Genomic DNA, 25,013 nt, shown 5'->3' on the forward strand with positions numbered 1-25,013 from the left:
TACATGTGGTCGTCTGTTAAGTGTAAACCACTGGCGAAAACATGAACGGAAAGTCAACGAGTTGGCGATTACGGCACGTCATAACCCAGTGCCGCCTTGCGGATTCGGAACCACTGTTGACGCGACAATGACAGCGTTTCCGCTTCTAGTGCGGCGCGTACGCGTTCGATTTTACCCGAGCCAATAATCGGCAGCGGCTGCGACGGCAAACGTAAAATCCAGGCATAGACCACCTGTTCAATAGAACTGGCGTTGAGTTCTTGCGCGATAACGGAAAGTTCCTGGCGCAACGGCTGATAAGCCTCATCATTAAACAGCCGACCGCCGCCAAGACATGACCAGGCCATCGGACGAATACGCAGTTGCTGTAATTGATCTAATGTGCCGTCCAGCAACAAAGGCTGATGAACCGGCGAGATCTCCACCTGATTGGTCGCCAGGGTGAACGGCAGGCGCGATTGCAGCAACGTAAATTGCGCTGGCGTAAAATTAGAAACGCCAAAATGGCGCACTTTGCCGCTTTGATGTAGATGTTGAAACGCCTCGGCGACGTCATCCGCATCCATTAACGGATCGGGACGGTGAATTAACAACATATCCAGATAATCTGTCGCCAGATTTTTTAATGACTGTTCGGCGCTCAGAATAATATGGCGGCGATCGGTAATATAATGACCGAGCCTATTTTCCGCTCTGGCGGTGGTCGCAATACCGCATTTGGTAACGATTTGCAGTTTTTCCCGCAAATGCGGCGCCAACGTTAGCGCCGCGCCAAACGCCGCTTCGCATTGATAACCGCCATAAATGTCCGCATGGTCAACGGTAGTGACGCCCAAATCCAGATGTTCTTCGATAAAACTCACTAACTGACGCGCGGACATATTCCAGTCCATCAAACGCCAGTAACCCATGACAAAACGCGAAAACTCCGGGCCTTGTGGAGCGATGGTGACACGCTGAACCATAACAGATTCCTCATAGAGAATAATGAGGTTGAGTATACGCAATTCCGCGTTTAAAAGAGTGAAGGTTGTTGAGGATCTTCCGATGGGAGAGGCTTATTTGCGCGTATTTTACGCAAGAAACGCTGGCGACAAAGCCGCAGTACATTTTGTTTCTCGGCATCGCTCATTTTTTGCCAGTTAAACCGTTCGTCGCGGCTGCGCATACAGCCCCGACAAAAGCCACGCTCATCAGACTGGCAGATACCGCGACATGGGCTTGCTACGGGAAAAAACTCCAACTGCTCGGCCACATCCCCTCCTCAACGTTTGGCGCTTATGACTATTGAAGACGCTAACTGACATTATGGCAACTCTGCTTGCAGTAGACCGACTGGTCTACTATACTGCCTGTCATGAATAAGCAAACCGAACACGATACCCGCGAACATCTGCTGGCCACCGGCGAGCAGCTTTGTATGCAACGGGGTTTTACCGGCATGGGGCTTAGCGAGTTGCTCAAAACCGCCCAGGTGCCTAAAGGGTCGTTTTATCACTACTTTCGCTCGAAAGAAGCCTTCGGCGTCGCCATGCTTGAACGACATTACGCCTGCTATCATCAGCGTCTTACGGCGCACTTCACCTCCGGTCCCGGTAATCATCGCGATCGTCTTCTCGCCTGGTATCAGGAAACGTTAAAGCAGTTTTGCCAGCAAGGCACCATCAGCGGTTGCCTGACGGTGAAACTGTCAGCGGAAGTCTGCGATCTGTCGGAGGATATGCGCTCTACGATGGATAAAGGGGCGCAGGAGATCATGGCACTGCTTGCACGCGCGCTGGAAGATGGCCGTAATAGCCACTGTTTACATTTCACCGGCCAGCCGTTGCCGCAGGCGCAGGTACTTTATGCCCTGTGGCTGGGCGCCAATTTGCAGGCCAAAATATCCCGTAGCGCCGCGCCACTGGAAAATGCGTTGGCGCATGTTAAGACCATCATTGCAACGCCTGAGCTGTAACAGGCGTTTTTATTTCCTTTATTACAAGACGACCGGTCTACTTATATCAGGAGCCACTATGTCATCAGCAAAACTGTTTACCCCCCTCAAGGTGGGTGCCATCACGGCGACAAATCGCGTATTTATGGCGCCTTTGACGCGTTTGCGGAGTATTGAACCGGGCGACATTCCTACGCCGTTAATGGCGGAATATTACCGTCAACGCGCCAGCGCCGGATTGATCATCAGCGAAGCCACACAAATCTCCGCACAGGCGAAAGGCTATGCCGGCGCACCGGGATTACACAGCGATGAGCAGATCGCCGCCTGGAAAAAAATCACTCAGGGAGTTCATGCTCAGGGCGGCCATATGGCGGTGCAACTGTGGCATACGGGCCGTATTTCACACGCCAGCCTGCAACCAGGCGGACAAGCGCCCGTCGCGCCATCCGCTATCAATGCGGGAACCCGCACCTCTTTGCGTGACGAAAACGGCCAGGCCATCCGCGTAGAGACTTCCACGCCGCGCGCGCTGGATACTCACGAGATCCCCGGGATCGTCAACGATTTCCGCCAGGCTATCGCCAATGCCCGAGAGGCAGGCTTCGAACTGGTGGAGCTGCACTCCGCGCACGGTTATCTGCTGCACCAGTTCCTCTCACCGTCTTCTAATCACCGTACCGATCAGTACGGCGGCAGCGTAGAGAATCGCGCCCGTCTGGTGCTGGAAGTGGTTGATGCCGGCATTAAGGAATGGGGCGCGGACCGTATCGGCATCCGCCTTTCTCCTGTCGGCACTTTCCAGAATGTCGATAACGGCCCGAATGAAGAGGCTGACGCCCTTTATCTGATTGAAGCGTTAGGCAAACGCGGCATTGCTTATCTGCATATGTCTGAACCAGACTGGGCGGGCGGCGAACCGTACAGCGACGCGTTCCGTGAAAAAGTGCGCGCACGTTTCCACGGTCCCATCATCGGCGCTGGCGCCTATACGCCAGAAAAAGCGGAAGATCTGATCGAAAAAGGGCTGATTGACGCCGTGGCGTTTGGTCGCGATTACATCGCTAACCCGGATCTGGTAGCGCGTCTGCAATGTAAAGCGAAACTCAATCCACAGCGTCCCGAAAGTTTTTATGGCGGCGGCGCGGAAGGCTACACTGACTACCCTACTCTGTAATTTCATTGATAGCGGCCTCACATCGCCGCTATACTTTGAATATCTTGACTATTTTAAGGACAACGAAAATGCGTTTATTGCATACTATGCTGCGCGTCGGCGATTTGCAGCGTTCCATCGCTTTTTACACTAACGTTCTGGGCATGAAATTGCTGCGTACCAGTGAGAATCCGGAATACAAATACTCGCTGGCCTTTGTGGGATATGGTCCGGAAACGGAAGAAGCGGTCATCGAACTAACCTATAACTGGGGCGTTGAGAGCTACGACATGGGTAATGCGTACGGGCATATCGCGCTGAGCGTTGACAATGCTGCTGAAGCCTGTGAACGCATTCGTCAAAACGGCGGCAACGTGACCCGTGAAGCGGGGCCGGTAAAAGGCGGTTCGACCGTCATCGCCTTCGTTGAAGATCCGGATGGCTATAAAATCGAATTGATTGAAGCTAAAGACGCAGGCCGCGGTCTGGGTAACTGATCCCCCGCCGGGCGCAGGTCACTGCGCCCGTTGTTTTACTGCATCCCGGCGTAAAATTTGCCATAATACGCGCTGCATTTTTTCGTATTAAGAGACTCAGATGTCCGATAACGCTCAACTTTCCGGTCTGTGCGACCGTTTTCGTGGTTTTTATCCTGTCGTCATCGACGTTGAAACTGCAGGATTTAACGCTAAAACCGATGCGCTGCTCGAAATCGCCGCCATCACGCTGAAAATGGATGAACAAGGCTGGCTGATGCCGGACATGACGCTGCATTTCCATGTGGAGCCATTCGCTGGAGCCAACTTACAGCCGGAAGCGCTCGCGTTTAACGGTATCGATCCCTCTAACCCGCTACGCGGCGCGGTGAGTGAATATGAGGCGCTACACGCTATTTTCAAAATGGTGCGTAAAGGTATCAAAGACAGCGGTTGTAGCCGCGCCATTATGGTCGCGCATAACGCCACTTTTGATCACAGTTTTATGATGGCCGCCGCAGAGCGCGCCTCGCTGAAACGTAACCCGTTTCATCCGTTCGTCACCTTTGATACCGCGGCATTGAGCGGACTGGCGCTGGGACAAACGGTGTTATCAAAAGCGTGCCTGGCGGCAGGTATGGAGTTTGACGGCGAAAAGGCCCATTCCGCTTTGTATGATACCGAGCGGACAGCGGTACTGTTTTGTGAAATCGTCAATCGCTGGAAGCGCCTGGGCGGCTGGCCGTTACCTTTGCCGACGGACAAATAACGTGGCTAACGACGCCGCTTTTGCTCACGATGGCAGTAAAAAAGCGACCTTTACAGGTCGCTTTCTCCTTTCACAGATTACTCTGCGTCCGGCTCCTGAGTTTTATATTTTGCCGCAGTTTCTTTAATAAGCTGCTGCAACTCACCACGCTGATACATTTCAATCACAATATCACACCCGCCGACCAGCTCGCCGTCCACCCACAGTTGTGGGAATGTCGGCCAGTTGGCGTATTTCGGTAATTCAGCGCGAATATCCGGGTTTTGCAGGATATCAACATAGGCAAAACGTTCCCCGCAGGCTGAAAGCGCCTGAACGGCCTGCGCAGAGAAACCACAGCTTGGCAGTTTCGGTGAACCTTTCATATACAGGAGAATCGGGTTTTCAGCGATCTGGCGCTGAATTTTTTCGATAGTGGTGCTCATTGTCTCGCTTCCTTAAACTACTTTTACGACTGAAGCCTGTCATTGTAACGGGTCAGGCTGGCAACGGAAAATAACATTTTCATCATGCCTTATTATTTTACCGTCTGCGGGAATAAGTTGTATACAAAATATCTTTTAAGCGGGTTGCCACGCAGTGATTTGTAGATAACGCGTTCGTGTTTAGCATTAATTGCTATTTTTTTTACATCTGTTAACGAAACACAGCTTCAGAAACCAAAAGCAATTACCAATCTGTGCTTTTGTAGATTAGAATTATCAGGTTTTGTAAATCATACGCAGGCATGAATCGCCTGCCTTTAACAGAGGATTGCTCAGTGGCGCGGATAAACAAAATCTCGATCACGCTCTGTGCTTTACTTTTTACTACTCTCCCTTTTACGCCAATGGCCCATGCTTCCAGGCAAGCCAAAGCGACGCCTGCTGTTTCTCATGTCACGAAAACGGCAGATAAAAAGAAAAGCACAACGAAAAAGATCAGTAAGACCAGCAAAAAAAACGTAAAAAAAACCTCAAAAACCAGCCGTTCTTCTTCCGCTTCTACGCCAAAACGTACCACCGCCTCCACGAAATCTCGTCATACGACGCATCGTCGTAACAGAACCGCGCCCACGTCAATCGCCGCCCTCGACGTAACGGAAAAATGCACGACGCGTAAAGGCCGTAAGCCGCACTGCGTGAAGGGGAAAGGAACATTGCCGGTCTCTATTGCCGATGCGCATCGTGCAAAAGTACAAAAAGCGACGAAAACCGCGATGTCCAAACTCATGAATCAGATTGGTAAACCGTATCACTGGGGAGGCGCGTCGCCGCGCACCGGTTTTGATTGCAGCGGTCTGGTTTATTATGCCTATAAAGATTTAGTGAAGATCCGTATCCCCCGAACGGCGAATGAGATGTATCACCTGCGTGACGCGGCGCCCATTGAGCGTAGCGAGTTGAAAAACGGCGATCTGGTGTTCTTTCGTACGCAGGGGCGCGGCACCGCCGATCACGTTGGCGTCTATGTCGGCAACGGTAAGTTTATCCAGTCTCCGCGCAGCGGTCAGGAAATTAAGATCACCTCACTGAACGAAGAGTACTGGCAGCGTCATTATGTCGGCGCCCGTCGGGTGATGACGCCTAAAACAATTCGCTAATATTTTATCCTGTCGTTTAACGACAGGATAACTTCTTCTTTTGCGCCACCTCTCAATTTGCTACCCTATCCTTACGCGCACCAGGGTTATTGTGCGTGCGCAATATTAATAATAAGGAGAGAAGCAATGTCGTTCGAATTACCTGCATTACCGTATGCCAAAGATGCTCTGGCACCGCATATTTCTGCTGAGACGCTGGAATATCACTATGGCAAACATCATCAGACTTACGTGACCAATCTTAACAATTTGATCAAAGGCACGGCGTTTGAAGGCAAATCGCTGGAAGAGATCGTGCGAGCCTCCGAAGGCGGTATCTTTAATAACGCCGCTCAGGTATGGAACCACACCTTCTACTGGAACTGCCTGGCGCCAAACGCTGGCGGCGAACCGACCGGGAAACTGGCTGATGCTATCGCGGCATCTTTTGGCAGCTTCGCAGAATTTAAAGCGCAGTTCACCGATGCCGCTATCAAAAACTTTGGTTCCGGATGGACATGGCTGGTAAAAAGCGCTGATGGCAAACTGGCTATCGTTTCTACCTCAAATGCCGGTACGCCGCTGACTACGGATGCAACGCCGTTGCTGACGGTTGATGTGTGGGAACACGCGTATTACATCGACTACCGCAACGCCCGTCCAAACTATCTGGAGCATTTCTGGGCGCTGGTTAACTGGGAATTTGTTGCGAAAAATCTCGCCGCATAAGTCTGAGTACGCAGAAGGTACGCCTTCTGCGTTTTAGAGAGGGATAGAATAGAGGAGACGCCCACCCTCAGAAGAGAGGAAATCAGTGCAGAGCGGCCGTTAATCCACCTGCGACAATCACGCCCAGAACAATCAGCGTAGTAATCAACGAAAATTTCAGGTCGGTACTCATCAAGTTTTCTCCTTTTTATTCCCACACAAAAAGTGATATAGCGCATTTTTGCACATTCCCGCACAAAAATCTCTCATGTTTTATATTGATAACTGTTTTTAACGCTTCCCCTTTTCCTCAAGATCAGACAAAATTCCAGGCTTACTGAATTAGCGTAACGGCCATTGACCCCTTCCTGACGTTCCGTGTCGTTTTTCCGGCGTGCCGCAACCCTGATGTTGCGATTAGGGTGTGTGTAGGCAAACGTTTACCTGGCGTTTCTCAGGAGCTTAGCGAGGGTCTGGAGTGAAATGTAATGGCAACAATTAAAGATGTAGCGAAACGAGCAAACGTTTCCACTACAACTGTATCACACGTAATCAACAAAACGCGTTTTGTCGCTGAAGAAACGCGTAACGCGGTCTGGGCGGCAATTAAAGAGCTACACTACTCTCCCAGCGCCGTCGCGCGTAGCCTGAAGGTTAACCATACCAAGTCGATAGGCTTACTGGCGACCAGCAGCGAAGCGGCCTATTTTGCCGAAATTATCGAGGCGGTTGAAAAAAACTGTTTCCAGAAAGGCTATACGCTGATTTTAGGCAACGCCTGGAATAACCTGGAAAAACAGCGCGCCTACCTGTCCATGATGGCGCAAAAGCGCGTGGATGGCCTGCTGGTGATGTGTTCTGAGTATCCAGAACCTCTGCTTTCCATGCTGGAAGAGTATCGCCATATTCCGATGGTGGTGATGGACTGGGGTGAGGCGAAGGCCGATTTTACCGACACGGTGATTGATAACGCCTTTGCAGGCGGCTATATGGCGGGTCGTTATCTGGTTGAGCGCGGCCACCGGGATATTGGCGTTATTCCCGGCCCGCTGGAGCGCAACACCGGCGCGGGCCGGCTGGCAGGCTTCATGAAAGCCATGGAGGAGGCGCTGATCAACGTGCCGGACAACTGGATTGTTCAGGGCGACTTCGAGCCGGAATCCGGTTACCACGCGATGCAGCAAATTTTATCGCAGTCACATCGCCCTACCGCCGTTTTCTGCGGCGGCGATATTATGGCGATGGGCGCGCTTTGCGCGGCTGACGAAATGGGGCTTCGCGTACCGCAGGATGTTTCGGTGATCGGTTATGACAATGTGCGTAACGCCCGTTACTTTACCCCGGCGCTGACGACGATTCACCAGCCCAAAGACTCTTTAGGCGAAACCGCATTTAATATGCTACTGGATCGCATCGTCAATAAGCGTGAAGAGTCACAGTCTATTGAAGTTCATCCACGCCTGGTTGAGCGTCGCTCGGTCGCTGACGGCCCGTTCCGCGACTATCGGCGTTAATCCCCGCAGTCGGGAGCCTCTTCTGGCTCCCGAAGCCACTCCCGATTCAACGTTTCGCTATCGCCCAAATAGTCCAGCAGCCATGCCAGCGCGGGCGAGGCCTCGTTTTGCTGCCACGTCACGCAACAGGCCGCATCGGGAAACGGATTCTCTAACGTCAGCGCCACCCATTTTCCGCTGTCTATCCACTGTCGGGCAAAATGCGTCGGCACCATTCCCACGCATAGTCCTGCCGACAGGCAGGTTGCCGATGACTCCCAGTCCGGTACGACGACCCTTTTTTGGTTATCCAGCAACCAGGTAATCCGTTTCGGTAAGGTTCGCGAAGTGTCTTCCCTGACCAGCGACGGCCAGTTGCGCAGGGTATCGTCGCTTAACGGCCCAGGCATTGACGCCAGCGGATGATCGCTTGCCACTACGCAGCTCCAGCTCAGGGTCCCCATATCCCGAAAAGCGTAACGCCCCCCTACCGGAATCGCCTGCGTCGCCCCAATCGCCAGTTCGACACGCCCGTCGGAGAGCGCGTCCCAGACGCCGTTAAACACCTCCTGAAAAACCAGCAGTTCCACATCGTCAAAATGGCGATAGAAATCGACGATCATCTGCCGGGTACGTTCTGGTCTGACGATATTGTCCACCGCAATAGCTAACTGCCCGCGCCAGCCATTAGCAATTTGCTGACACTGCTGGCGAGTGATCTGCATTTTTTTGATAACAGAACGCCCTTCTTTTAAAAACCAGATGCCAGCAGGCGTCAGTTCAACATCACGGTGACGTCGTACAAAAAGCGGTACGGCCAGCCACTCCTCTAGCTGACGAACGGTGTAACTGACTGCTGAAGGCACACGGTGCAGTTCCTGCGCCGCCGCGCTAAAACTGCCATTGCGCGCCACGGCGTCAACCACTTCAAGCGAGTATTCCGACCACATAATTTGCCTACAAAAATTTTGAATTCACTGGACAAATATTAACGTTTCACAACCGTAATTTCACTCCCTACACTCTGCGACAATGTCTGTCTGATAAGAAAGAGAAACAAATATGCAACCTGGAAAAGGTTTTTTAGTCTGGTTAGCCGGCCTTAGCGTGCTGGGGTTTCTGGCTACGGACATGTACCTGCCCGCGTTTGCCGCCATACAGGCGGATTTACAAACGCCTGCCGCCGCGGTCAGCGCCAGCCTCAGCCTGTTTTTAGCTGGCTTTGCCGTCGCGCAACTCCTCTGGGGACCGCTATCGGATCGTTATGGCCGTAAACCGATTTTACTGCTGGGGTTATCTATCTTTGCACTCGGAAGTCTGGGGATGCTGTGGGTAGAAAGCGCGGCAGCACTGCTGACGCTGCGCTTTGTGCAGGCCGTCGGCGTTTGCGCGGCAACGGTAATCTGGCAAGCGCTGGTGACCGATTATTATCCTTCGCAAAAAATTAACCGTATCTTCGCCACGATCATGCCACTGGTGGGATTATCCCCGGCGCTTGCGCCCTTACTGGGAAGCTGGATACTGACGCATTTCTCATGGCAGGCGATTTTCGCCACCCTGTTCGTGATTACGTTGTTGCTGATGTTGCCGGCGCTGCGCTTAAAACCATCGGTAAAAGCGCGTACCGAGGGACAGGATAAACTCACTTTCGCGACGTTGTTACGCTCTAAAACCTATCGCGGTAATGTGCTGATTTATGCCGCCTGTTCCGCCAGCTTTTTTGCGTGGCTAACAGGGTCGCCGTTTATTCTCAGCGCGATGGGTTACAGCCCGGCAGTGATTGGCCTGAGCTATGTTCCGCAAACCATCGCTTTTCTGATTGGCGGATATGGTTGCCGCGCGGCGCTACAAAAATGGCAGGGCTACCAATTGCTTCCGTGGCTGTTAGGGCTGTACGCGCTGAGCGTTATCGCCACCTGGGGAGCGGGCCTTCTGAATAATGCCTCACTGGTGGAGATCCTGATTCCTTTCTGCGTAATGGCGATTGCTAATGGCGCCATCTACCCTATCGTCGTCGCGCAAGCGTTACGCCCTTTCCCTCAAGCCACTGGGCGCGCTGCGGCGCTACAAAATACGCTGCAGCTGGGGTTATGTTTCCTGGCAAGCCTGGTGGTTTCATGGCTCATCAGCACGCCGCTACTGACTACCACCAGCGTAATGCTCTCTACCGTTGTTCTGGCGGCGTTAGGTTACAAAATGCAGTCTCATGCAGAGTGCGCTGAGGCCGAATTTCACCATGCCAATGTCGCCCACGACAAGTCTCACTAAAAGCTTGTTAACCGCTGGTAATTAGCACGCTAACAATTTTCGGTTGAATCATCAAAAATTGCGGCCTATACTGATTCACGGTTGTTTATATTACGATAATTATTAGGCATTAACGGGAACCGGAGCGTTCCCGATTCACCATGGATGGCCTTTTCGGCAAGGGTTCCTCCCTTCCTCTGTTCTACGTCGGATAACTGGCTCACGGAATTGCCCGTGGGATTTCTCACAAAGCCAAAAAAGCGTCTACGCTGTTTTAAGGTTCTGATCACCGTCCAGTGATGGAGAAACTATGAGTTCATCGTGTATAGAAGAAGTCAGCGTACCGGATGATAACTGGTACCGAATCGCCAACGAATTGTTAAGTCGCGCGGATATTACAATTAATGGTTCCGCCCCGTCTGACATTCGTGTTAAGAATCCCGATTTTTTTAAACGCGTCCTTCAGGAAGGATCGTTGGGGTTAGGTGAGAGTTACATGGATGGCTGGTGGGAATGCGAGCGTCTGGATATTTTCTTCAGCAAAGTCTTACGTGCCGGTCTTGAAAATCAACTCCCCCACCATGTTAAAGATACGCTCCGTATCCTCGGCGCGCGTCTGATTAATCTACAAAGTAAAAAACGCGCCTGGATTGTCGGCAAGGAACATTACGATCTTGGTAATGACCTTTTTTCCCGTATGCTCGATCCCTATATGCAATATTCTTGCGCCTACTGGAAAGATGCCGATACGCTGGAAGCGGCACAGCAAGCCAAGCTGAAATTAATTTGCGAAAAGCTACAGCTACAACCGGGGATGCGTGTGCTGGATATCGGCTGCGGCTGGGGCGGCCTGTCGCAATATATGGCGACCCATTATGGCGTTAGCGTGGTGGGCGTAACGATCTCCGCTGAACAACAAAAAATGGCGCAGACGCGTTGCGAAGGTCTGGATGTCTCCATTCTCCTGGAAGATTATCGCGACCTTAACGATCAGTTTGACCGAATCGTCTCCGTCGGTATGTTCGAACATGTCGGGCCAAAAAACTACAACACCTATTTTGAGGTTGTTGACAGGAATTTAAAACCGGATGGTCTTTTCCTGCTCCATACTATTGGTTCTAAAAAAACCGATCATAATGTCGATCCGTGGATCAATAAGTATATTTTCCCCAACGGTTGTTTGCCGTCTGTTCGTCAAATCGCCGAGGCCAGCGAATCACACTTTGTAATGGAAGACTGGCATAACTTTGGCGCCGACTATGACACGACTCTGATGGCGTGGCATGAGCGCTTTATCAATGCCTGGCCAGAGATTGCGGGCAATTATAACGAGCGCTTTAAACGTATGTTCAGCTATTATCTCAACGCCTGCGCGGGTGCGTTTCGCGCGCGTGATATCCAGCTTTGGCAGGTGGTATTTACGCGCGGCGTTGAAAACGGTCTGCGCGTTCCTCGCTAATCATCTCCCCCGCATTTCATGCGGGGGAATCTTATTTTCCGTTAGCCAATGTCGGCCTGATTTCTGACCGCATTTTCTCGTGCAGCCAGTACGCGTTCTACGGTATCAACAACCGCCTGCGTTTGCGGATCGATCTCGATATTCACACGCTCACCCAGTTTTTTTCTGCCAAGCGTAGTACGTTCCAGCGTTTCCGGAATGAGATGCACGCAGAAGCGCGTTGGCGTTACCTCGCCGACGGTCAAACTGATGCCGTCGACGCCGATAAAGCCTTTATACAGGATATACTTCATCAGGGACGCATCCTGCACTTTAAACCACACCTGATGGTTATTTTCGGAGGTCAGGATTTTCGCGATCTCCGCCGTCGTAATAATATGCCCCGACATCAGATGACCACCGATTTCATCGCTGAATTTGGCGGCGCGCTCTACGTTGACCTCATCACCTACCCTCAACGCGCCCAGATTGGTGATGCGCAACGTTTCTTTCATCAGATCAAAGCTTATCTGGTTGCCGTTTATTTCAGTCACCGTCAAACAGCATCCGTTATGCGCTACCGACGCCCCCGTCTCCAGCCCCTCCAGCATGTAGTCCGGTAACGTCACCACATGGGTGCGAAAGTTGGGTTTTTCATCAATCGATACCAGTTTCGCGGTACCCTGTACGATCCCCGTAAACATATCTTCAACTCCTGAAATAAATAAAAGCAGAACTGTTCAGCACAATAGCAGGTGGAAAAACAGCTTGCCAGCAATGCGCCGTTAACAACTGTTTTTTCGCTGGAGAAATAGTAATACCCCGCTACAATAGACTGAAATTTCCCCTGCTATTTCTTTTGGCTGCCACTACGGCGGCTTTTTAGTCTTTCATATAACAACAAAATAAAAGGTGAATACGTGCAGAAGTATACCAGTGAAGCGCGTCAGCTATTAGCGTTAGCGATACCGGTGATCCTTGCGCAAGTGGCACAGACCGCAATGGGATTCGTCGATACCGTCATGGCAGGAGGCTATAGCGCTACGGACATGGCTGCCGTCGCTATCGGCACCTCTATCTGGCTTCCCGCCATTTTGTTTGGTCACGGCTTACTGCTGGCCTTGACGCCTGTGATTGCGCAACTCAATGGCTCCGGCCGTCGTGAGCGTATCGCGCATCAGGTTCGACAAGGGTTCTGGCTGGCGGGCTTTGTCTCCGTGCTGGTGATGATCGTCCTGTGGAATGCCGGATACATTATCCGCTCTATGCATAATATTGATCCGGCGCTGGCCGATAAAGCCGTGGGTTATCTTCGCGCGCTACTGTGGGGCGCGCCAGGATACCTTTTCTTTCAGGTAGCGCGAAACCAGTGCGAAGGTCTTGCCAAAACCAAACCGGGTATGGTGATGGGATTTTTGGGCCTGCTGGTGAATATTCCGGTGAACTATATTTTTATCTATGGCCATTTTGGTATGCCTGAACTCGGCGGTATCGGCTGCGGCGTTGCGACCGCGGCGGTCTATTGGGTGATGTTTATCGCCATGCTTTCTTACATTAAACACGCGCGTTCAATGCGTGATATTCGTAATGAAACAGGCTTTGGCAAACCCGATAGCGTCGTCATGAAGCGCCTGATTCAACTAGGGTTACCGATTGCGCTGGCGCTGTTCTTTGAAGTGACGTTGTTTGCGGTCGTTGCGCTGCTGGTTTCGCCATTAGGTATTGTGGATGTCGCGGGTCATCAGATTGCGCTTAACTTTAGCTCGCTGATGTTCGTACTGCCGATGTCGCTGGCTGCGGCGGTAACGATTCGAGTGGGTTATCGTCTGGGCCAGGGCTCAACGCTGGATGCGCAAACCGCAGCGCGTACCGGTTTAGGCGTCGGCATTTGTATGGCTGTGGTTACCGCGATCTTTACCGTTACTCTGCGTAAGCATATTGCTTTGCTCTACAATGACAACCCCGAGGTCGTGGCGCTTGCCGCGCAATTAATGCTGCTCGCCGCGGTTTATCAGATTTCCGACTCTATACAGGTTATCGGCAGCGGTATTCTGCGCGGTTATAAAGATACGCGTTCCATCTTTTTTATCACCTTTACCGCCTACTGGGTGTTAGGTTTACCCAGCGGTTATATCCTGGCGTTAACGGATCTGGTGGTGGATCGTATGGGACCGGCAGGCTTCTGGATGGGGTTCATCATCGGCCTGACCTCGGCGGCGGTGTTAATGATGCTACGGATGCGCTATCTACAACGTCAGCCGTCCGCCATCATTTTGCAGCGCGCTGCGCGATAATACGACGATAGCCGTCGCATGGCGGCTATTTTCTCGACATGTTGCATATTTCCACCGCAATCAGGTGATTTCAGGAAGAAAATTGCGATTTCCCTCTTGCCTCATTGCAGTTGTGACGCTAATATTCGTCCCCGTTGTCACCTACAACGTTGCGTTCATAGCTCAGTTGGTTAGAGCACCACCTTGACATGGTGGGGGTCGTTGGTTCGAGTCCAATTGAACGCACCATCATTTTAATGCGTCTGTAGCTCAGTTGGTTAGAGCACCACCTTGACATGGTGGGGGTCGATGGTTCGAGTCCATTCAGACGCACCAATCCATTATCTTGTTTAATTTTATAATACGCTATCTGGTGCTTGTGTCAGGCTAAAAGCGATTATTTTCAGTCTCTCATCTTTATCGTCAAACAAATCAACGCGCTGCTCTATACGCTATTACCCTCTTAACCTTCGCAGTGGCCTGAAGAAGCATACCAAAGGCATTTATGGTGTTTCGGTAGAATGCGCATAATCTATCTTCATCACCATACGTAACAAGGCTGCAACGGGTTCAAATAACGTTTCAGGAATTTTATCTCCACGTTCCACTTCAAAAAATAATGAGCGGGCCAGCTCAACATTTTCAACAACGGGGATGCAGTTGCGTTCAGCGATGTTAACAATATAGTTAGCTTGAGCATCACTACCTTTTTCCAGAACGCGTGGTATTGGCATATCGGTGGGATGATAGCCAAGACAAACCGCAATATGCGTTGGATTACGCACTACCGCAACAGATTGTTTAACAGATTGAGCTAAACTCCCACTTTGTATTTCACTCTGCATTTCCCGACGCCGTGTCTTCATTTGAGGGTCTCCCTCCAGATCTTTATGCTCCTGTTTTACGTCATCTTTACTCATTTTTAGATCTTTTCTAATCTTATAATATTGAAAAGAATAGTCCAGTATGCCAACGACGATATAAAAAGCCATCACCCCTACCCATAACCATTTTATTAAAGAAGAAACTACAAGCAGGCCACAGGCTAACCCACAGTACGGTAGTGCCCGAAAAGTACTGGCATAATAATAAAAGAAAAAGGCAAAGATAAGAGATAGCATGATAACTTTTAGGCTGGATTTACATAATTCCACTACGCTATGTAAAGAGAATATCTGCTTAAAATTACTTACCGGATTTATATGCTCGCTTTTAAAACCAATGGCCTTGCTGGCAATAACCACCCCCACCTGAAGAAACACGCTACCCACAGTAGCAACTATTACCCCTGCGCCCAGAAACAGCAGTGCAGAAGTCAATGACTCTATCAAAGCATGAGTCAATTGCGTTAATGCATAAGAAAATGGCTTATTTACTAATTGTAATGTGAAAGTTATTGACGCAATCAGTATCAAAATCATCTTTTCAGTAAAGAAATGAAAATACAAATAAAGCGCAATCAGCTGAAATAATGATGTTATTTCAATACTTTTGACGACCTGCCCTTCCTTACGGCCATCACGTAATTTCTTTTCTGTAGGCTGTTCTGTTTTCTCGCTCATACAGATGGGAACCAGTCTTTCAGATAAATATAAAATTTATCGCTTTCAACCAAATAGTGATGAAGAGCATAAGGGAATGAGATCAGGAGCGTTAGTAAAACTAATATACTTTTGAGCGGCATTGAGAAGAAAAATACATTCAATTGTTGTGCCGACCGATTTAAAAGACCTAAAGCCAGATCGGCTAATACCATACATATTATGGCAGGAACAGAAAAACTGATGCATAATTGATAAAGTGTTCTCCACTCTGCCTGGATATATTTTAAAAATTGCCGATCAAATAATAAAGTACGCCCCGGTGGTAAATATTGGTATGACTCATACAGAATGTTTAATATAAACTCCATGCCGCCGCTTATAAAGAAAATAACACACAAAAACTGGCTGAAAAGCAAGCCAAAAAGTGAGGTTTCAGCTTCCATTGTAGAATTGAATATCGTACCCATTGTCGCGCCACGTAAAGTATCAAGCAGAAACCCCGCCATATCAACGGCCCAAAAGGGAACCGCCGCACAAAACCCAATTAAAAAACCAATAATCACCTCTCCGGTGACTAACCCTAACCAACTGTAATCTTTACCAATATGCATCATAATCTTCTGCTGGTAAATGATTGGTAATATGGGAAAGGTAAGTGACATAAGCACGCCATTACGTAAAAGCGCGGACCCTAAACTGCCACTTTTTAATAGGGGAAGTAATAAAGAGAGGCTCAATGGTCGAATAAAAGCCACAGCCAATGCAATAAGCCACTCATTTACCTGTTGTGCCATTCAACCATGCTCTCCAATTCGTAACATTATCTGCCGGGTATAATTCAACAGGATACCGCTAAGCCATGGGTAGCTGACCATTAAGGTTATTGCAATTGCCAATAATTTAATCATGAACTGTAGCGTTTGGTCCTGTATTTGAGTCAAGGCCTGAACAAGGCTTACGATGACACCAACTACCGATGCCACCAACACCACCGGCATAGACGTAAAAAGGACGATCCATAAAAGTTGCGTTACAAATTGCGTCAATTCAGAATCATTCATGAAAAGCTCTGTACCAATTGCGCCAGTGTCAGATCCCAACCGCCTGCCAGTAAAAATATTAGCAGCTTAAACGGCAATGAAATGGTCATCGGCGACACCATCATCATCCCCATAGCCAGCAGTATATTTGAAATAAGCAGGTCAATAGCCAGAAAGGGAAGATAAATAAGTAATCCAATCCGAAACGCCTGCGTTAACTGACTCACCGTAAATGCCGGAATTAATATGAGCAAAGAATCAGGTTTTATCTTTCTTTTTATGTCTTCAGGCCAGGTTCGTTTTATCAAATTCCGAAAATAATTGGCTTCCTTTTCTTCAGAGTTTTTTTGCAAAAACTGTCGATAAGGCGCTAATGCTTTACTGTCCCACTCCGACGTCCAGAAAGGAGCGCCAGCGACCTGAACCGGATGCCAGCGCTCTTTTACAGCTAATAGCGTCGGCCCCATAATGAATAAGGAAAGTACAAGCGCGAGGCCATACAGTGCGATATTTGGGGGAACTTGTTGAATACCCAGAGCATTTCGTAAAATCGAAAATACCACCGCCAGTTTAAGGAAAGAGGTTCCCATGACGATAATGAGAGGCAGTATTGAAAGCAGAAACAATATACCAATCAGTTGCAAAGGCGAATCGGGTAAAGACATACTGTATCTCTCATGACACGACCTGGAACGCTATTATATTGTTCGCATATTATTTTTCTTATCAGGTTTACGCTGTATTTTTGCAAAGATACCAACGTGTAATACGCACCATAAATTCATTGCCACAGGCAATCAACTCACCTTGCCCAATAATACGGTCATTTACTCTTATCGTCACCTCTGGCGCAAAACATCCACCTACAGGCAAAACGTCCCCCGTTTTAAGTTGCCGTAATTGTCCAATTTCCAGACTCGCACGTCCGATCTCAAAGAGCACCTGTTGTGGTATCTGCTCAAGTTCGACTGAAGACGTTCCGTCACTCTTTGACATTGGGCTCCCTGACGCAAGTAGCGTTTCGATATCCTGGACTAATTCGTCAAATTTCATCGTGTTATCCTCTGTCAGCAATACCCTTGCGTAGATTCCCCCTGGTAGTTGAATAGCAAAAAAACCGAGTCTGATGTCGCCAAAGCAATGAATCCGAACGCCCATGCCGATTTCGATAGACTCAAGTTCAATTAATGTAAGCTGGCACCAGCCTGAATATACAGGGACTACAATAGGAGGAGCAGGATAAATCTGTTGACGCTCAGCAGAAAGCTCTCCGACTATATTGCGCAAAAAACCCGTTGGCCATGTAAAAATAATGCTATGGAACTCATGTTCTTCAACTATCCATTTAATATGCAACGCTAGCTGATGTGGTAGATTACTGCAGGATGTTGGCGGTTCGTTCTGACAAAGGGTGGCATTACTGGCTTGCAATAACGGCGCCAGCCCCCATTCAGCTATTCCGTATAGCAATTCAGGATCGATAACCGATCGATTAGCGGTGCCAATTAACCCTTCACACCAGCGCTGCCAGCATTGTTCTGCAATCCACACCCTACCCTGCTCATTATGATAATGTATGGTAAATAATGTCCCTTGCTGTACTGGATATTGTTGCATACTCAATGTCAGCTCACCAATGGTAGCGCCTTGCGTTGGAAGCATCTCCATCCACGGACGCTCTTCATTCACTATTCTTAACATAGAATATCTCCAGGGAAATTATATACCCCATATGCAACAACTGAGACTCCAGCCACTGCTTTAGCGCTTTCATCGAACGGTAAATTTCATGATGAGGGACATTGACTCTTAACTGGATTAGCCCCCCTGATTCACATACTTCACACTCTACACCGTCAAGATAACCACCACTAACACGATAACGTTGCGTGAAAACCACGTTCTTGTTCAATGCTACAGGAGGATTATTCTCACCAATGGGTAATGCCTGGTGCATGAGTTGTTCAAAGTCCATACGTTCCGCCTCCGCCTCGTTATCATCCTGATAAGACTGGCATGGCAACCCTAGACTTCCTTCAACTTTGGTAATACGCATCGCTTAATACCATAGTAATTTTTTCTTTCTTTTTCATAAGCGCATTAAAATTCTTCTGTAATTCGCTTCGCCGGGAGACAAGCTGCTGATACTGATTTTCTAACTGCTGCCGTTGCGTCAAAAAGCTCTGCGCCTGAGTGAATAGCCCGGCCATTTGTTGTTTCTTATCCAACAATAAATGACAAGATAACGTACCTTGCCAGCCCATTAATTCTTTCAGTCTGGTAGTCACTGCTAAAGCGCGCGTCTGGCAAATCTGCTGTTCCGTAATAATCGCCTGTTGCTGCTGATCAAGTACGGTAAGTTTGCCGCGTAATTGCTTTTCACGCCGCGCGATTATCTCCAGCAAAGTTTCCATGATCACTCGGTGAGTATTTGGTGTAATTTTTCTATGAGTAGCTCGGGTCCGCATACTTCATCCTTACTTTGTCGCAAAAATGTGCAAATATCCGGATAGGTATCAATGGCTTTGTCAGTATCTGTATCAACTCCTCGCTGGTATTCCCCAATGCGTATTAACAGTTCAACCTCCTGGTAAAGCGCCAGGCACCGTCGCAATATCGCCGCCAGTTGACGATGCTCATGGCTGGTAACGACTGGAAAAACGCGGCTGAGCGTTGCCAACACGTCAATGGCAGGATAATGCCCCCTCTCTGCAAGCCGTCGGGATAGCACAATATGTCCGTCAAGCAGTGAACGGACTTCATCCGCCAACGGCTCATTCATATCATCGCCTTCCACCAGTACCGTATAAAATGCGGTAATACTGCCTTTTTCTCCCATTCCTGTACGTTCTAAAAGTCGTGGCAATGCACTAAATACGCCTGGCGGATATTCTCCAGAAACTGCGGTCTCTCCGGCGGCCAGAGCGATTTCCCGCGCGGCCCTGGCATAACGCGTCAGTGAGTCGGCAAGCAAGACGACTCGCTTTCCATTATCGCGAAAAAATTCTGCTATCGTGGTGGCCACAAACAGCGCCCTCACGCGCTCTAAGGCGGGTCTGTCAGAAGTTGCGACAACAATGACACAACGTTTTCGGGTCTCTTCAGACAGTGTAAAATCGATGAATTCGCGGACTTCTCGTCCACGCTCACCAATTAACACCAGAACATTACTGTCTGCGTCTGGAGCATTACACAGCATCGCCAGAAGCGTGCTTTTCCCCACGCCAGGAGCAGAAAAAATACCCACTCGTTGCCCTTCGCCACAGGTCGCAACGCTATCAATAGCGCGAATCCCCGTCATTAATGGTTGAGTGATAGGCTGTCGAACCATTGCGGGAGGAGGCATTGCATCATAGTCTTTCCAGCAGACGTCGGGCAGTTCGCGGCCATCAAGGGGACGACCAAAGCCATCAATGACTCGCCCTAATAACGCTTCGCCCACGGGAACCTGATGGCGTCGCCTTAAGGCCGTCACTTGCTGCCCGCAGTGAAGTCCGATAGTACTCGTAAAAGGAGATAGCAAAGCTTTGCTGCCATTAATCCCCACGACTTCAGCAAGTTCTTCTCCTGGCTTTATACAGCACAACTCGCCCATAAATACCCCAGGCAACCACGCATTTAACAACGTTGCGCTGACATCCTGAATTCGGCCCCATCGACAATAACCATCAGGGGGCGGATATTTCAGCCTCAGACGTTGCATCAATTCATTCTTCATTGTCCGCCAACTCCTCTTCGCTAAGGTCAATACTTTCTACCACTTGTATAAGGCTCTCCTCTCCTAATTCCTGCCATGACAAAATCGGTACGTCGAACAAGGTGGCTTCTGTAATTTTTCGCAAGAAACGTCGGGTGTCGACAGAAGTGACAATGAATAATTTGGCTGACTGCTTCAGCGCCTGCTCGATAAGTTGCAGGATCTGCGTCTTATGACGAGACGACAGCGCAGTATAGGTCCCCATTGCCGTCTGGCGAATGGATTCACGCACGAGGTTCTCAATACCTTCGCCGATCCGCAAAATCGGCAGCGGTTTTCCTTCCGGATTAAGACGACGCAGAATATGACGGCGAAGCGCGATACGGACATATTCTGTCAACATCAGGACATCTTTTTCACGTGGTGCCCAGTCAATTAAGGTGCCGAAAATAAGACGTAAATCTCTAATAGAAACCCGCTCTGATACAAGCCGCTGCAAAGTTTCAGCGATTTTATTAATGGGTAACTGGCGCTGAAGTTCTTTCACCAGCTCAGAGTAGTTTTTTTCCATCGCATTCATTAGATAACGCGTTTCCTGAACACCAATAAACTCTCCCATATGCCGAAGCAGGACACATTTTAATAAGGCAGAGATACGTTGGCTGCCCGCGAAAACGTCCAGTCCAAAACCTTGCGCCTTATGGGCCATGTCTTTTGTAAGCCAACAGATCTGCCCCATCCCGTTCGGTAACGTCTGGCTATCACCCACCACACTGGCGTCCGCGCCTATCAATAAATAATCCGCCTGGGCGGGAATAGATAAACTAAATACGGGTTCCTGATATAGCAGTACCGTCAATTTTTCGGTGGGTTCAGGCAAAACCTCAATATTCACCTCAGGGAGAGGAACGCCGGTATCCTCAAATAAAAACCATCTCATGGCGTCAATATCACGAATCAGGTCGGCAGAATGTAACGTCGGGGTAAGACGTAAGATTAGGGGACATGCGCCGGGAACCATACTATCTTTTTCCGGCGCTTCGACGCCATTTGCGGAAACCACAGACTTTTTGCGACGAATGAGGATAATTGGCAATGCTAACAACGCTGAAAAGAAAGCGAGAGTGATAAAAGGAAAGCCGGGAATTAAGGCGAGGAGCATTAAAACCACAGCGGTTAATATTAGCGACTGAGGTTGTCTGGCAATTTGAGAACTCAACTCTGTCGCCAGGTTCTGGCGTTTCTCACCCGGAACACGGGTGACAATAATTCCCGCGCTAAGGGAAATCAGCAGCGATGGAATTTGCCCACATAAACCATCTCCGATTGACAGTACGCTATAAGTGTGAACAGCCTCACTCATCGACATATCATATTGTACGATAGCGATAATAATACCGCCGATAATGTTCACCAGAACAACAATAATACCGGCAATCGTATCGCCTTTAACAAATTTCATCGCACCGTCCATCGCACCGAGAAAGCGGCTTTCCTGCTGGACGTGCTGTCTTAATGTACGGGCATGGTCTGCATCGATAACTCCGGCACGCAAATCGCCATCGATACTCATTTGTTTGCCTGGCATCCCATCAAGCGAGAAACGTGCGCTAACTTCCGCCACCCTCTCGATACCTTTTGTAATGACAATAAACTGCACGATAGTAATGATGGTAAATACGACCAACCCAACGGTGAGATTTCCTCCTACGACAAACTTACCGAAAGCATCCACAATATTACCGGCATTATGTTGTAACAGTACCAGCCGTGATGTGCTGATTGTGAGTGACAAACGATATAATGTAGTAATAAGTAATAAAGACGGAAATACCGATAAATCGAGAGGGTCACTAAGATAAATAGCAATTAAGAGCAGGATCACTGAAAACATAAGGTTGATAGTAATCAGGATATCAACCATCCAGGTCGGTAAAGGTAACAGCATCATCACAATAGCGATTAATAACACCGTCGCCAGAACCATATCCTGCCGACCCGCGCATACACTGAGCCACTGTTGCGCCCTGATTCCCTCACCTAACCATGAACGCATTGCGACTCCAGAAATTTTATTTGTCGATGATGTAATCGTAACCAGAGCTCGGCGGAGCTGGAAAGAGGAGGAGAACAACTCATTGCAAGCCCGTCGCGCAACAAAAATAATCGCTGAGGAATACCCTGGAACGCTGCAGGTTTCCAGTGAGTTAAGGCTTTAAAAAGCAGATCTTCGTCTAAGAAGGTTTGCTTGAGTATCTGACATAAGTGAATACGACCGTTATGATAGTTTAGATAGGTTTCATATTGTCCTTGCCGCCAGAACATATTGGTTGCTAAAGGCCGTTCAGCCAATCCTGCTAATTGAATAAAAAGCTGAATATTACGTTCAGTAATGAGATCCCAATCCATCCTGCCGCCTCATGATGAGCCAGAACGCCAATTTACCTAAATATTGAAAGCCAGGTATCAGAATAAAACCTGATTTACCTTTACTTCACGAAGCGTTTCGAGAATTTGTTCACGTTGATCTTCGTCGTTAAAACAGTTATCGGGTATCAGCATAAACTGCGCATCAAGTTGTTGGAGTAGCCGATTGAACATCTTCGATGAAGAAACTATAGCGGTAAGTCTATCAAGCAACCAATCACTGAAAAGCCAGCGCTCACAAATAATATCGAGTAGTAGCGGCAGTAATGTATTAGGCGGCAACTGGCAAATCCACTCCTCACGCTGGCACTCTTTTTCAAGGCCAAGGAATAACAACAAACGACGCAAACGTACTAATGCTGCGGCCAAACGACTTTGCTCCGAGGGTTCGATGCATATGCTAAGTTCAAAGGCTATCGCTCTTAGCAAAATACGGACCCGTTCACAGCGATCCGGCCAGTCTGCCACGCGTCTGAACCACTGCGATAAGAGCATTTCATCGTTGTCTATCGCCTGTTGCATAAAACGCTTCAGCGAGGACAGCGTAGCGGTATCCACTTCGCCAAGTTCCAGTAAACTAAAAACGGCAAGTTCCCATCCCTCCTCCGCTGTAAGCGTATCCAGTTGCGATTGCAAATCGCGTTTTTTCTTTTTTGACAACCCGCCGGCAGTAAGCGCCATTGCAAGAGCGATAATTTGATACGCATTCTGTAAATCAGGATCACTATTCTCTTCGGTAAGCGGACGCAACGTTGCCCCATTATCCTCCTGTATTTGTTTTATCAAACGCAGCAAAGCCTGTTGTCTGCGCTCCAGTTTCTCAGCATCAGTGAATTTATAACTTTCGCGCAGTTTACCACTCAGCGCCATTCCTATTTCTTCCATCGTCTCATAGAGCGCTGCCCCCGTCGTTTCCTGTAACTCCTGGAGAGCTAACATTGAAGGCGAAATAACCTCTTGTTCCTCTATAACCTGGCCAGGGGTAAATGCTGTAGGGGGCGTCATTTTTATCTCATTAATTTTAATATTCATCGCTACCTCCTTTATCTTCACCATTACGTAACCATTTCAGTAACGCGTTGAAATGACGAGAAAGTGAAAATTCAACGGCATATCGTGTTGAGGAAAGTTCAGCCTGATCGGGAGAGAAACCAGACTCGATAATCAACGTAAACCGCTTGCCAAAAGTTTCACGCATCAATGCCTCTTTTTCAGGATGAATACGCAAATAAAGCGCTCCCTCTTCCGCCATAGCCGTAGCCTGGCGTGCCAGACGATGGCACATAACACTGTCTACCGACTGTTGGTCGAACCAGGCCAACAGAACCTGTTCTATACTATTTTTAATATGATGCTCTGCTTGATCGACCAATGAACGAAATTGATTTTCATCGTCTTGTAAATGTTTTACATGCTGTTCCAGCCATTCCACTTCCATTTTTTCCAGCGTATTTTTACGCAACCACGCTAGTTCTTGTTGCTGCTCAACTTTCTGTTCACGCTGATAACGATAGGCGTCTCGGATGATTTTTTCAGCCTTACGGTAAGCGGAGCTCACAATAGCATGTGAAACTCTCTTAGCTTGTTGCTCTTGTGCAAATAAAGTTAATTGTAATGTTATCCACTGTGACTCAATAATATTTCGAGCGGGTAGCTTATGGTTAATTTCCGTCAGTGGAAGTGAAGTGAAACTCATAGCAAATGCTCCATGAAGATAATCTCGGTAAGAGAAGTCTTCGGCCAAAGTATACGCTGCGGAGGGGGTAATAATACTAATAGCGCATGTAAAACCGCATCGTCATGCGCTTCCCGATTAAGAATGGCGGTACCGATCTGCAATGCAGTTTGTTGCATCACTTGCGGAGGAAGTAATTTGCCATCTCTTTGCCCCAACCAACCATATAGCTGCCAGATCTCATCCTCGCAAAACCACTGTAGAAGCAATTGCCGATACTCTGGTAGCATAAAATAGTCACTGCACCTGAGTTTGAATAATCCCAGCCCAAAGGCAAATGCCGATATACGCGGCGCAAGACGAACCTGCCGTTTTTGCCTGTCATTTAAACAGGCTGGAATAACAGAGCTTCCCCTTAGTCTATTTAACGCTCTGTCAAGAAGACGATCCAACTCGGGCCGATCGCCATAACGCCAGCAGTTTGAAGGATGAAAACCCAGCTTATCAAGCCATTCCGGTACAGCGTAACGAGCAGGTTGCCAGAAATAACGATAAAGTTGCAACACCTCGGGA

At 48.9% G+C, this 25,013-nt stretch carries 29 protein-coding genes and 2 tRNA genes; 12 read left to right on the forward strand and 19 right to left on the reverse strand.

What is annotated here, in order from left to right; all coding sequences use genetic code 11:
- Window positions 1-68 precede the first annotated feature (68 nt).
- Together LDB27_RS11615 and LDB27_RS11620 are read right to left on the reverse strand one after the other, a co-directional pair.
- Complete coding sequence (locus tag LDB27_RS11615; protein ID WP_000250715.1) at window positions 69-965, reverse strand: aldo/keto reductase; 897 nt, start codon at window positions 963-965, stop codon at window positions 69-71.
- Window positions 966-1,015: 50 nt separating this feature from the next.
- Window positions 1,016-1,255 carry a DUF1289 domain-containing protein gene (locus tag LDB27_RS11620; RefSeq protein WP_001538148.1) on the reverse strand — a complete coding sequence of 80 codons (240 nt, stop codon included), beginning with the start codon at window positions 1,253-1,255 and terminating at the stop codon, window positions 1,016-1,018.
- A 102-nt stretch (window positions 1,256-1,357) separates the two neighbouring features.
- On the opposite strand from LDB27_RS11620, the gene LDB27_RS11625 reads away from it, so the two are divergent.
- From LDB27_RS11625 to rnt, 4 genes are all read left to right on the forward strand, one after another.
- Window positions 1,358-1,957, forward strand: a complete 600-nt coding sequence (locus LDB27_RS11625) for a TetR/AcrR family transcriptional regulator (RefSeq protein WP_001041826.1) — start codon at window positions 1,358-1,360, stop codon at window positions 1,955-1,957.
- A gap of 58 nt (window positions 1,958-2,015) precedes the next feature.
- Entirely contained in the window at window positions 2,016-3,113 is a 1,098-nt protein-coding gene (locus tag LDB27_RS11630) for an alkene reductase (protein WP_000092938.1), read from the forward strand.
- A 68-nt stretch (window positions 3,114-3,181) separates the two neighbouring features.
- Window positions 3,182-3,589 carry a lactoylglutathione lyase gene (gene gloA / locus LDB27_RS11635; protein ID WP_001237789.1) on the forward strand — a complete coding sequence of 136 codons (408 nt, stop codon included), beginning with the start codon at window positions 3,182-3,184 and terminating at the stop codon, window positions 3,587-3,589.
- 100 nt (window positions 3,590-3,689) lie between these two features.
- A complete protein-coding gene (gene rnt, locus LDB27_RS11640) occupies window positions 3,690-4,337 on the forward strand; it encodes a ribonuclease T (protein WP_001282267.1) in 648 nt (215 codons plus the stop codon).
- Between the two features lie 77 nt (window positions 4,338-4,414).
- Here rnt and grxD read toward each other — a convergent pair whose 3' ends face one another.
- On the reverse strand, window positions 4,415-4,762 hold the full coding sequence (gene grxD, locus LDB27_RS11645) for a monothiol glutaredoxin 4 (protein WP_000108176.1): 348 nt from the start codon (window positions 4,760-4,762) through the stop codon (window positions 4,415-4,417).
- Between the two features lie 335 nt (window positions 4,763-5,097).
- Between grxD and LDB27_RS11650 the strand changes: the two genes are divergently transcribed.
- Entirely contained in the window at window positions 5,098-5,919 is an 822-nt protein-coding gene (locus tag LDB27_RS11650; RefSeq protein ID WP_001520344.1) for a C40 family peptidase, read from the forward strand.
- Window positions 5,920-6,045: 126 nt separating this feature from the next.
- Entirely contained in the window at window positions 6,046-6,627 is a 582-nt protein-coding gene (gene sodB / locus LDB27_RS11655; RefSeq protein ID WP_000007294.1) for a superoxide dismutase [Fe], read from the forward strand.
- Window positions 6,628-6,709: 82 nt separating this feature from the next.
- Here sodB and LDB27_RS11660 read toward each other — a convergent pair whose 3' ends face one another.
- Window positions 6,710-6,799: a YnhF family membrane protein gene (locus LDB27_RS11660; RefSeq protein WP_000102277.1), complete on the reverse strand. Its 90-nt coding sequence runs from the start codon at window positions 6,797-6,799 to the stop codon at window positions 6,710-6,712.
- 295 nt (window positions 6,800-7,094) lie between these two features.
- On the opposite strand from LDB27_RS11660, the gene purR reads away from it, so the two are divergent.
- Window positions 7,095-8,120 carry an HTH-type transcriptional repressor PurR gene (gene purR / locus LDB27_RS11665; RefSeq protein WP_000190993.1) on the forward strand — a complete coding sequence of 342 codons (1,026 nt, stop codon included), beginning with the start codon at window positions 7,095-7,097 and terminating at the stop codon, window positions 8,118-8,120.
- Here the strand turns inward: purR and punR are convergent.
- Window positions 8,117-9,049, reverse strand: coding sequence for a DNA-binding transcriptional activator PunR (punR, locus tag LDB27_RS11670; RefSeq protein ID WP_000269512.1), 933 nt, complete (start codon window positions 9,047-9,049; stop codon window positions 8,117-8,119). The genes purR and punR overlap by 4 nt on opposite strands.
- Before the next feature lie 112 nt (window positions 9,050-9,161).
- Between punR and punC the strand changes: the two genes are divergently transcribed.
- Both punC and cfa read left to right on the forward strand, forming a co-directional pair.
- Window positions 9,162-10,367 (forward strand): purine nucleoside transporter PunC, encoded by a 1,206-nt coding sequence (punC, locus tag LDB27_RS11675; RefSeq protein WP_001182317.1) that lies wholly within the window; start codon window positions 9,162-9,164, stop codon window positions 10,365-10,367.
- Between the two features lie 289 nt (window positions 10,368-10,656).
- The gene (cfa, locus tag LDB27_RS11680) at window positions 10,657-11,805 is read left to right on the forward strand and encodes a cyclopropane fatty acyl phospholipid synthase (RefSeq protein ID WP_000098879.1); all 1,149 of its coding nucleotides are present in this window, start codon (window positions 10,657-10,659) and stop codon (window positions 11,803-11,805) included.
- A 41-nt stretch (window positions 11,806-11,846) separates the two neighbouring features.
- On the opposite strand, the gene LDB27_RS11685 is transcribed toward cfa, so the two are convergent.
- Entirely contained in the window at window positions 11,847-12,488 is a 642-nt protein-coding gene (locus tag LDB27_RS11685; RefSeq protein WP_000493971.1) for a riboflavin synthase, read from the reverse strand.
- Between the two features lie 216 nt (window positions 12,489-12,704).
- Here LDB27_RS11685 and mdtK point away from each other — a divergent pair, with 216 nt between their 5' ends.
- The 3 genes from mdtK to LDB27_RS11700 all read left to right on the forward strand — a co-directional run bounded on the left by mdtK (window position 12,705) and on the right by LDB27_RS11700 (window position 14,393).
- Window positions 12,705-14,078: a multidrug efflux MATE transporter MdtK gene (gene mdtK, locus LDB27_RS11690; protein WP_001175081.1), complete on the forward strand. Its 1,374-nt coding sequence runs from the start codon at window positions 12,705-12,707 to the stop codon at window positions 14,076-14,078.
- A gap of 151 nt (window positions 14,079-14,229) precedes the next feature.
- A tRNA-Val gene (locus LDB27_RS11695) sits at window positions 14,230-14,306 on the forward strand.
- A 10-nt stretch (window positions 14,307-14,316) separates the two neighbouring features.
- A tRNA-Val gene (locus LDB27_RS11700) sits at window positions 14,317-14,393 on the forward strand.
- A 167-nt stretch (window positions 14,394-14,560) separates the two neighbouring features.
- On the opposite strand, the gene ssaU is transcribed toward LDB27_RS11700, so the two are convergent.
- From ssaU to LDB27_RS11765, 13 genes are all read right to left on the reverse strand, one after another.
- Complete coding sequence (gene ssaU, locus LDB27_RS11705) at window positions 14,561-15,619, reverse strand: SPI-2 type III secretion system apparatus protein SsaU (protein WP_001291707.1); 1,059 nt, start codon at window positions 15,617-15,619, stop codon at window positions 14,561-14,563.
- Complete coding sequence (ssaT, locus tag LDB27_RS11710) at window positions 15,616-16,395, reverse strand: SPI-2 type III secretion system apparatus protein SsaT (protein WP_000068770.1); 780 nt, start codon at window positions 16,393-16,395, stop codon at window positions 15,616-15,618. Before ssaT ends, ssaU begins: the two co-directional genes overlap by 4 nt.
- Entirely contained in the window at window positions 16,396-16,662 is a 267-nt protein-coding gene (ssas, locus tag LDB27_RS11715; RefSeq protein ID WP_000999982.1) for an SPI-2 type III secretion system apparatus protein SsaS, read from the reverse strand.
- Window positions 16,659-17,306, reverse strand: coding sequence for an SPI-2 type III secretion system export apparatus protein SsaR (gene ssaR, locus LDB27_RS11720; RefSeq protein ID WP_000056367.1), 648 nt, complete (start codon window positions 17,304-17,306; stop codon window positions 16,659-16,661). Before ssaR ends, ssas begins: the two co-directional genes overlap by 4 nt.
- Window positions 17,307-17,373: 67 nt before the next feature.
- Complete coding sequence (ssaQ, locus tag LDB27_RS11725) at window positions 17,374-18,342, reverse strand: SPI-2 type III secretion system cytoplasmic ring protein SsaQ (RefSeq protein ID WP_000944525.1); 969 nt, start codon at window positions 18,340-18,342, stop codon at window positions 17,374-17,376.
- A complete protein-coding gene (ssaP, locus tag LDB27_RS11730) occupies window positions 18,323-18,697 on the reverse strand; it encodes an SPI-2 type III secretion system apparatus protein SsaP (protein WP_001223306.1) in 375 nt (124 codons plus the stop codon). Before ssaP ends, ssaQ begins: the two co-directional genes overlap by 20 nt.
- Complete coding sequence (ssaO, locus tag LDB27_RS11735; RefSeq protein WP_000449092.1) at window positions 18,678-19,055, reverse strand: SPI-2 type III secretion system apparatus protein SsaO; 378 nt, start codon at window positions 19,053-19,055, stop codon at window positions 18,678-18,680. The genes ssaP and ssaO overlap by 20 nt, the downstream gene beginning before the upstream one ends.
- A gap of 2 nt (window positions 19,056-19,057) precedes the next feature.
- Window positions 19,058-20,359, reverse strand: coding sequence for a SctN family type III secretion system ATPase SsaN (ssaN, locus tag LDB27_RS11740; protein WP_000787223.1), 1,302 nt, complete (start codon window positions 20,357-20,359; stop codon window positions 19,058-19,060).
- Window positions 20,349-22,394 carry an SPI-2 type III secretion system apparatus protein SsaV gene (gene ssaV, locus LDB27_RS11745; protein ID WP_001258221.1) on the reverse strand — a complete coding sequence of 682 codons (2,046 nt, stop codon included), beginning with the start codon at window positions 22,392-22,394 and terminating at the stop codon, window positions 20,349-20,351. Before ssaV ends, ssaN begins: the two co-directional genes overlap by 11 nt.
- Window positions 22,379-22,747, reverse strand: a complete 369-nt coding sequence (gene ssaM, locus LDB27_RS11750; RefSeq protein ID WP_000383700.1) for an SPI-2 type III secretion system apparatus protein SsaM — start codon at window positions 22,745-22,747, stop codon at window positions 22,379-22,381. The genes ssaV and ssaM overlap by 16 nt, the downstream gene beginning before the upstream one ends.
- Before the next feature lie 57 nt (window positions 22,748-22,804).
- Window positions 22,805-23,821, reverse strand: coding sequence for an SPI-2 type III secretion system apparatus protein SsaL (gene ssaL, locus LDB27_RS11755; protein WP_000238884.1), 1,017 nt, complete (start codon window positions 23,819-23,821; stop codon window positions 22,805-22,807).
- The gene (gene ssaK, locus LDB27_RS11760) at window positions 23,787-24,461 is read right to left on the reverse strand and encodes an SPI-2 type III secretion system apparatus protein SsaK (protein WP_000011206.1); all 675 of its coding nucleotides are present in this window, start codon (window positions 24,459-24,461) and stop codon (window positions 23,787-23,789) included. Before ssaK ends, ssaL begins: the two co-directional genes overlap by 35 nt.
- The gene (locus LDB27_RS11765; protein ID WP_023230763.1) at window positions 24,458-25,006 is read right to left on the reverse strand and encodes a type III secretion system domain-containing protein; all 549 of its coding nucleotides are present in this window, start codon (window positions 25,004-25,006) and stop codon (window positions 24,458-24,460) included. Before LDB27_RS11765 ends, ssaK begins: the two co-directional genes overlap by 4 nt.
- Window positions 25,007-25,013: the final 7 nt, after the last annotated feature.

Source organism: Salmonella sp. JXY0409-18 (genome assembly GCF_020268625.1).
GTDB lineage: Bacteria > Pseudomonadota > Gammaproteobacteria > Enterobacterales > Enterobacteriaceae > Salmonella > Salmonella enterica.

Excerpts from the sequence above, each read along its gene's own strand:
- LDB27_RS11615 (WP_000250715.1), bottom strand. The coding sequence starts at position 965 with ATGGTTCAGCGTGTCACCATCGCTCCACAAGGCCCGGAGTTTTCGCGT.
- LDB27_RS11625 (WP_001041826.1), top strand. The coding sequence starts at position 1,358 with ATGAATAAGCAAACCGAACACGATACCCGCGAACATCTGCTGGCCACC.
- LDB27_RS11630 (WP_000092938.1), top strand. The coding sequence starts at position 2,016 with ATGTCATCAGCAAAACTGTTTACCCCCCTCAAGGTGGGTGCCATCACG.
- gloA (WP_001237789.1), top strand. The coding sequence starts at position 3,182 with ATGCGTTTATTGCATACTATGCTGCGCGTCGGCGATTTGCAGCGTTCC.
- rnt (WP_001282267.1), top strand. The coding sequence starts at position 3,690 with ATGTCCGATAACGCTCAACTTTCCGGTCTGTGCGACCGTTTTCGTGGT.
- grxD (WP_000108176.1), bottom strand. The coding sequence starts at position 4,762 with ATGAGCACCACTATCGAAAAAATTCAGCGCCAGATCGCTGAAAACCCG.
- sodB (WP_000007294.1), top strand. The coding sequence starts at position 6,046 with ATGTCGTTCGAATTACCTGCATTACCGTATGCCAAAGATGCTCTGGCA.
- LDB27_RS11660 (WP_000102277.1), bottom strand. The coding sequence starts at position 6,799 with ATGAGTACCGACCTGAAATTTTCGTTGATTACTACGCTGATTGTTCTG.
- purR (WP_000190993.1), top strand. The coding sequence starts at position 7,095 with ATGGCAACAATTAAAGATGTAGCGAAACGAGCAAACGTTTCCACTACA.
- punR (WP_000269512.1), bottom strand. The coding sequence starts at position 9,049 with ATGTGGTCGGAATACTCGCTTGAAGTGGTTGACGCCGTGGCGCGCAAT.
- punC (WP_001182317.1), top strand. The coding sequence starts at position 9,162 with ATGCAACCTGGAAAAGGTTTTTTAGTCTGGTTAGCCGGCCTTAGCGTG.
- cfa (WP_000098879.1), top strand. The coding sequence starts at position 10,657 with ATGAGTTCATCGTGTATAGAAGAAGTCAGCGTACCGGATGATAACTGG.
- LDB27_RS11685 (WP_000493971.1), bottom strand. The coding sequence starts at position 12,488 with ATGTTTACGGGGATCGTACAGGGTACCGCGAAACTGGTATCGATTGAT.
- ssaU (WP_001291707.1), bottom strand. The coding sequence starts at position 15,619 with ATGAGCGAGAAAACAGAACAGCCTACAGAAAAGAAATTACGTGATGGC.
- ssaT (WP_000068770.1), bottom strand. The coding sequence starts at position 16,395 with ATGGCACAACAGGTAAATGAGTGGCTTATTGCATTGGCTGTGGCTTTT.
- ssas (WP_000999982.1), bottom strand. The coding sequence starts at position 16,662 with ATGAATGATTCTGAATTGACGCAATTTGTAACGCAACTTTTATGGATC.
- ssaR (WP_000056367.1), bottom strand. The coding sequence starts at position 17,306 with ATGTCTTTACCCGATTCGCCTTTGCAACTGATTGGTATATTGTTTCTG.
- ssaQ (WP_000944525.1), bottom strand. The coding sequence starts at position 18,342 with ATGTTAAGAATAGTGAATGAAGAGCGTCCGTGGATGGAGATGCTTCCA.
- ssaP (WP_001223306.1), bottom strand. The coding sequence starts at position 18,697 with ATGCGTATTACCAAAGTTGAAGGAAGTCTAGGGTTGCCATGCCAGTCT.
- ssaO (WP_000449092.1), bottom strand. The coding sequence starts at position 19,055 with ATGGAAACTTTGCTGGAGATAATCGCGCGGCGTGAAAAGCAATTACGC.
- ssaN (WP_000787223.1), bottom strand. The coding sequence starts at position 20,359 with ATGAAGAATGAATTGATGCAACGTCTGAGGCTGAAATATCCGCCCCCT.
- ssaV (WP_001258221.1), bottom strand. The coding sequence starts at position 22,394 with ATGCGTTCATGGTTAGGTGAGGGAATCAGGGCGCAACAGTGGCTCAGT.
- ssaM (WP_000383700.1), bottom strand. The coding sequence starts at position 22,747 with ATGGATTGGGATCTCATTACTGAACGTAATATTCAGCTTTTTATTCAA.
- ssaL (WP_000238884.1), bottom strand. The coding sequence starts at position 23,821 with ATGGTGAAGATAAAGGAGGTAGCGATGAATATTAAAATTAATGAGATA.
- ssaK (WP_000011206.1), bottom strand. The coding sequence starts at position 24,461 with ATGAGTTTCACTTCACTTCCACTGACGGAAATTAACCATAAGCTACCC.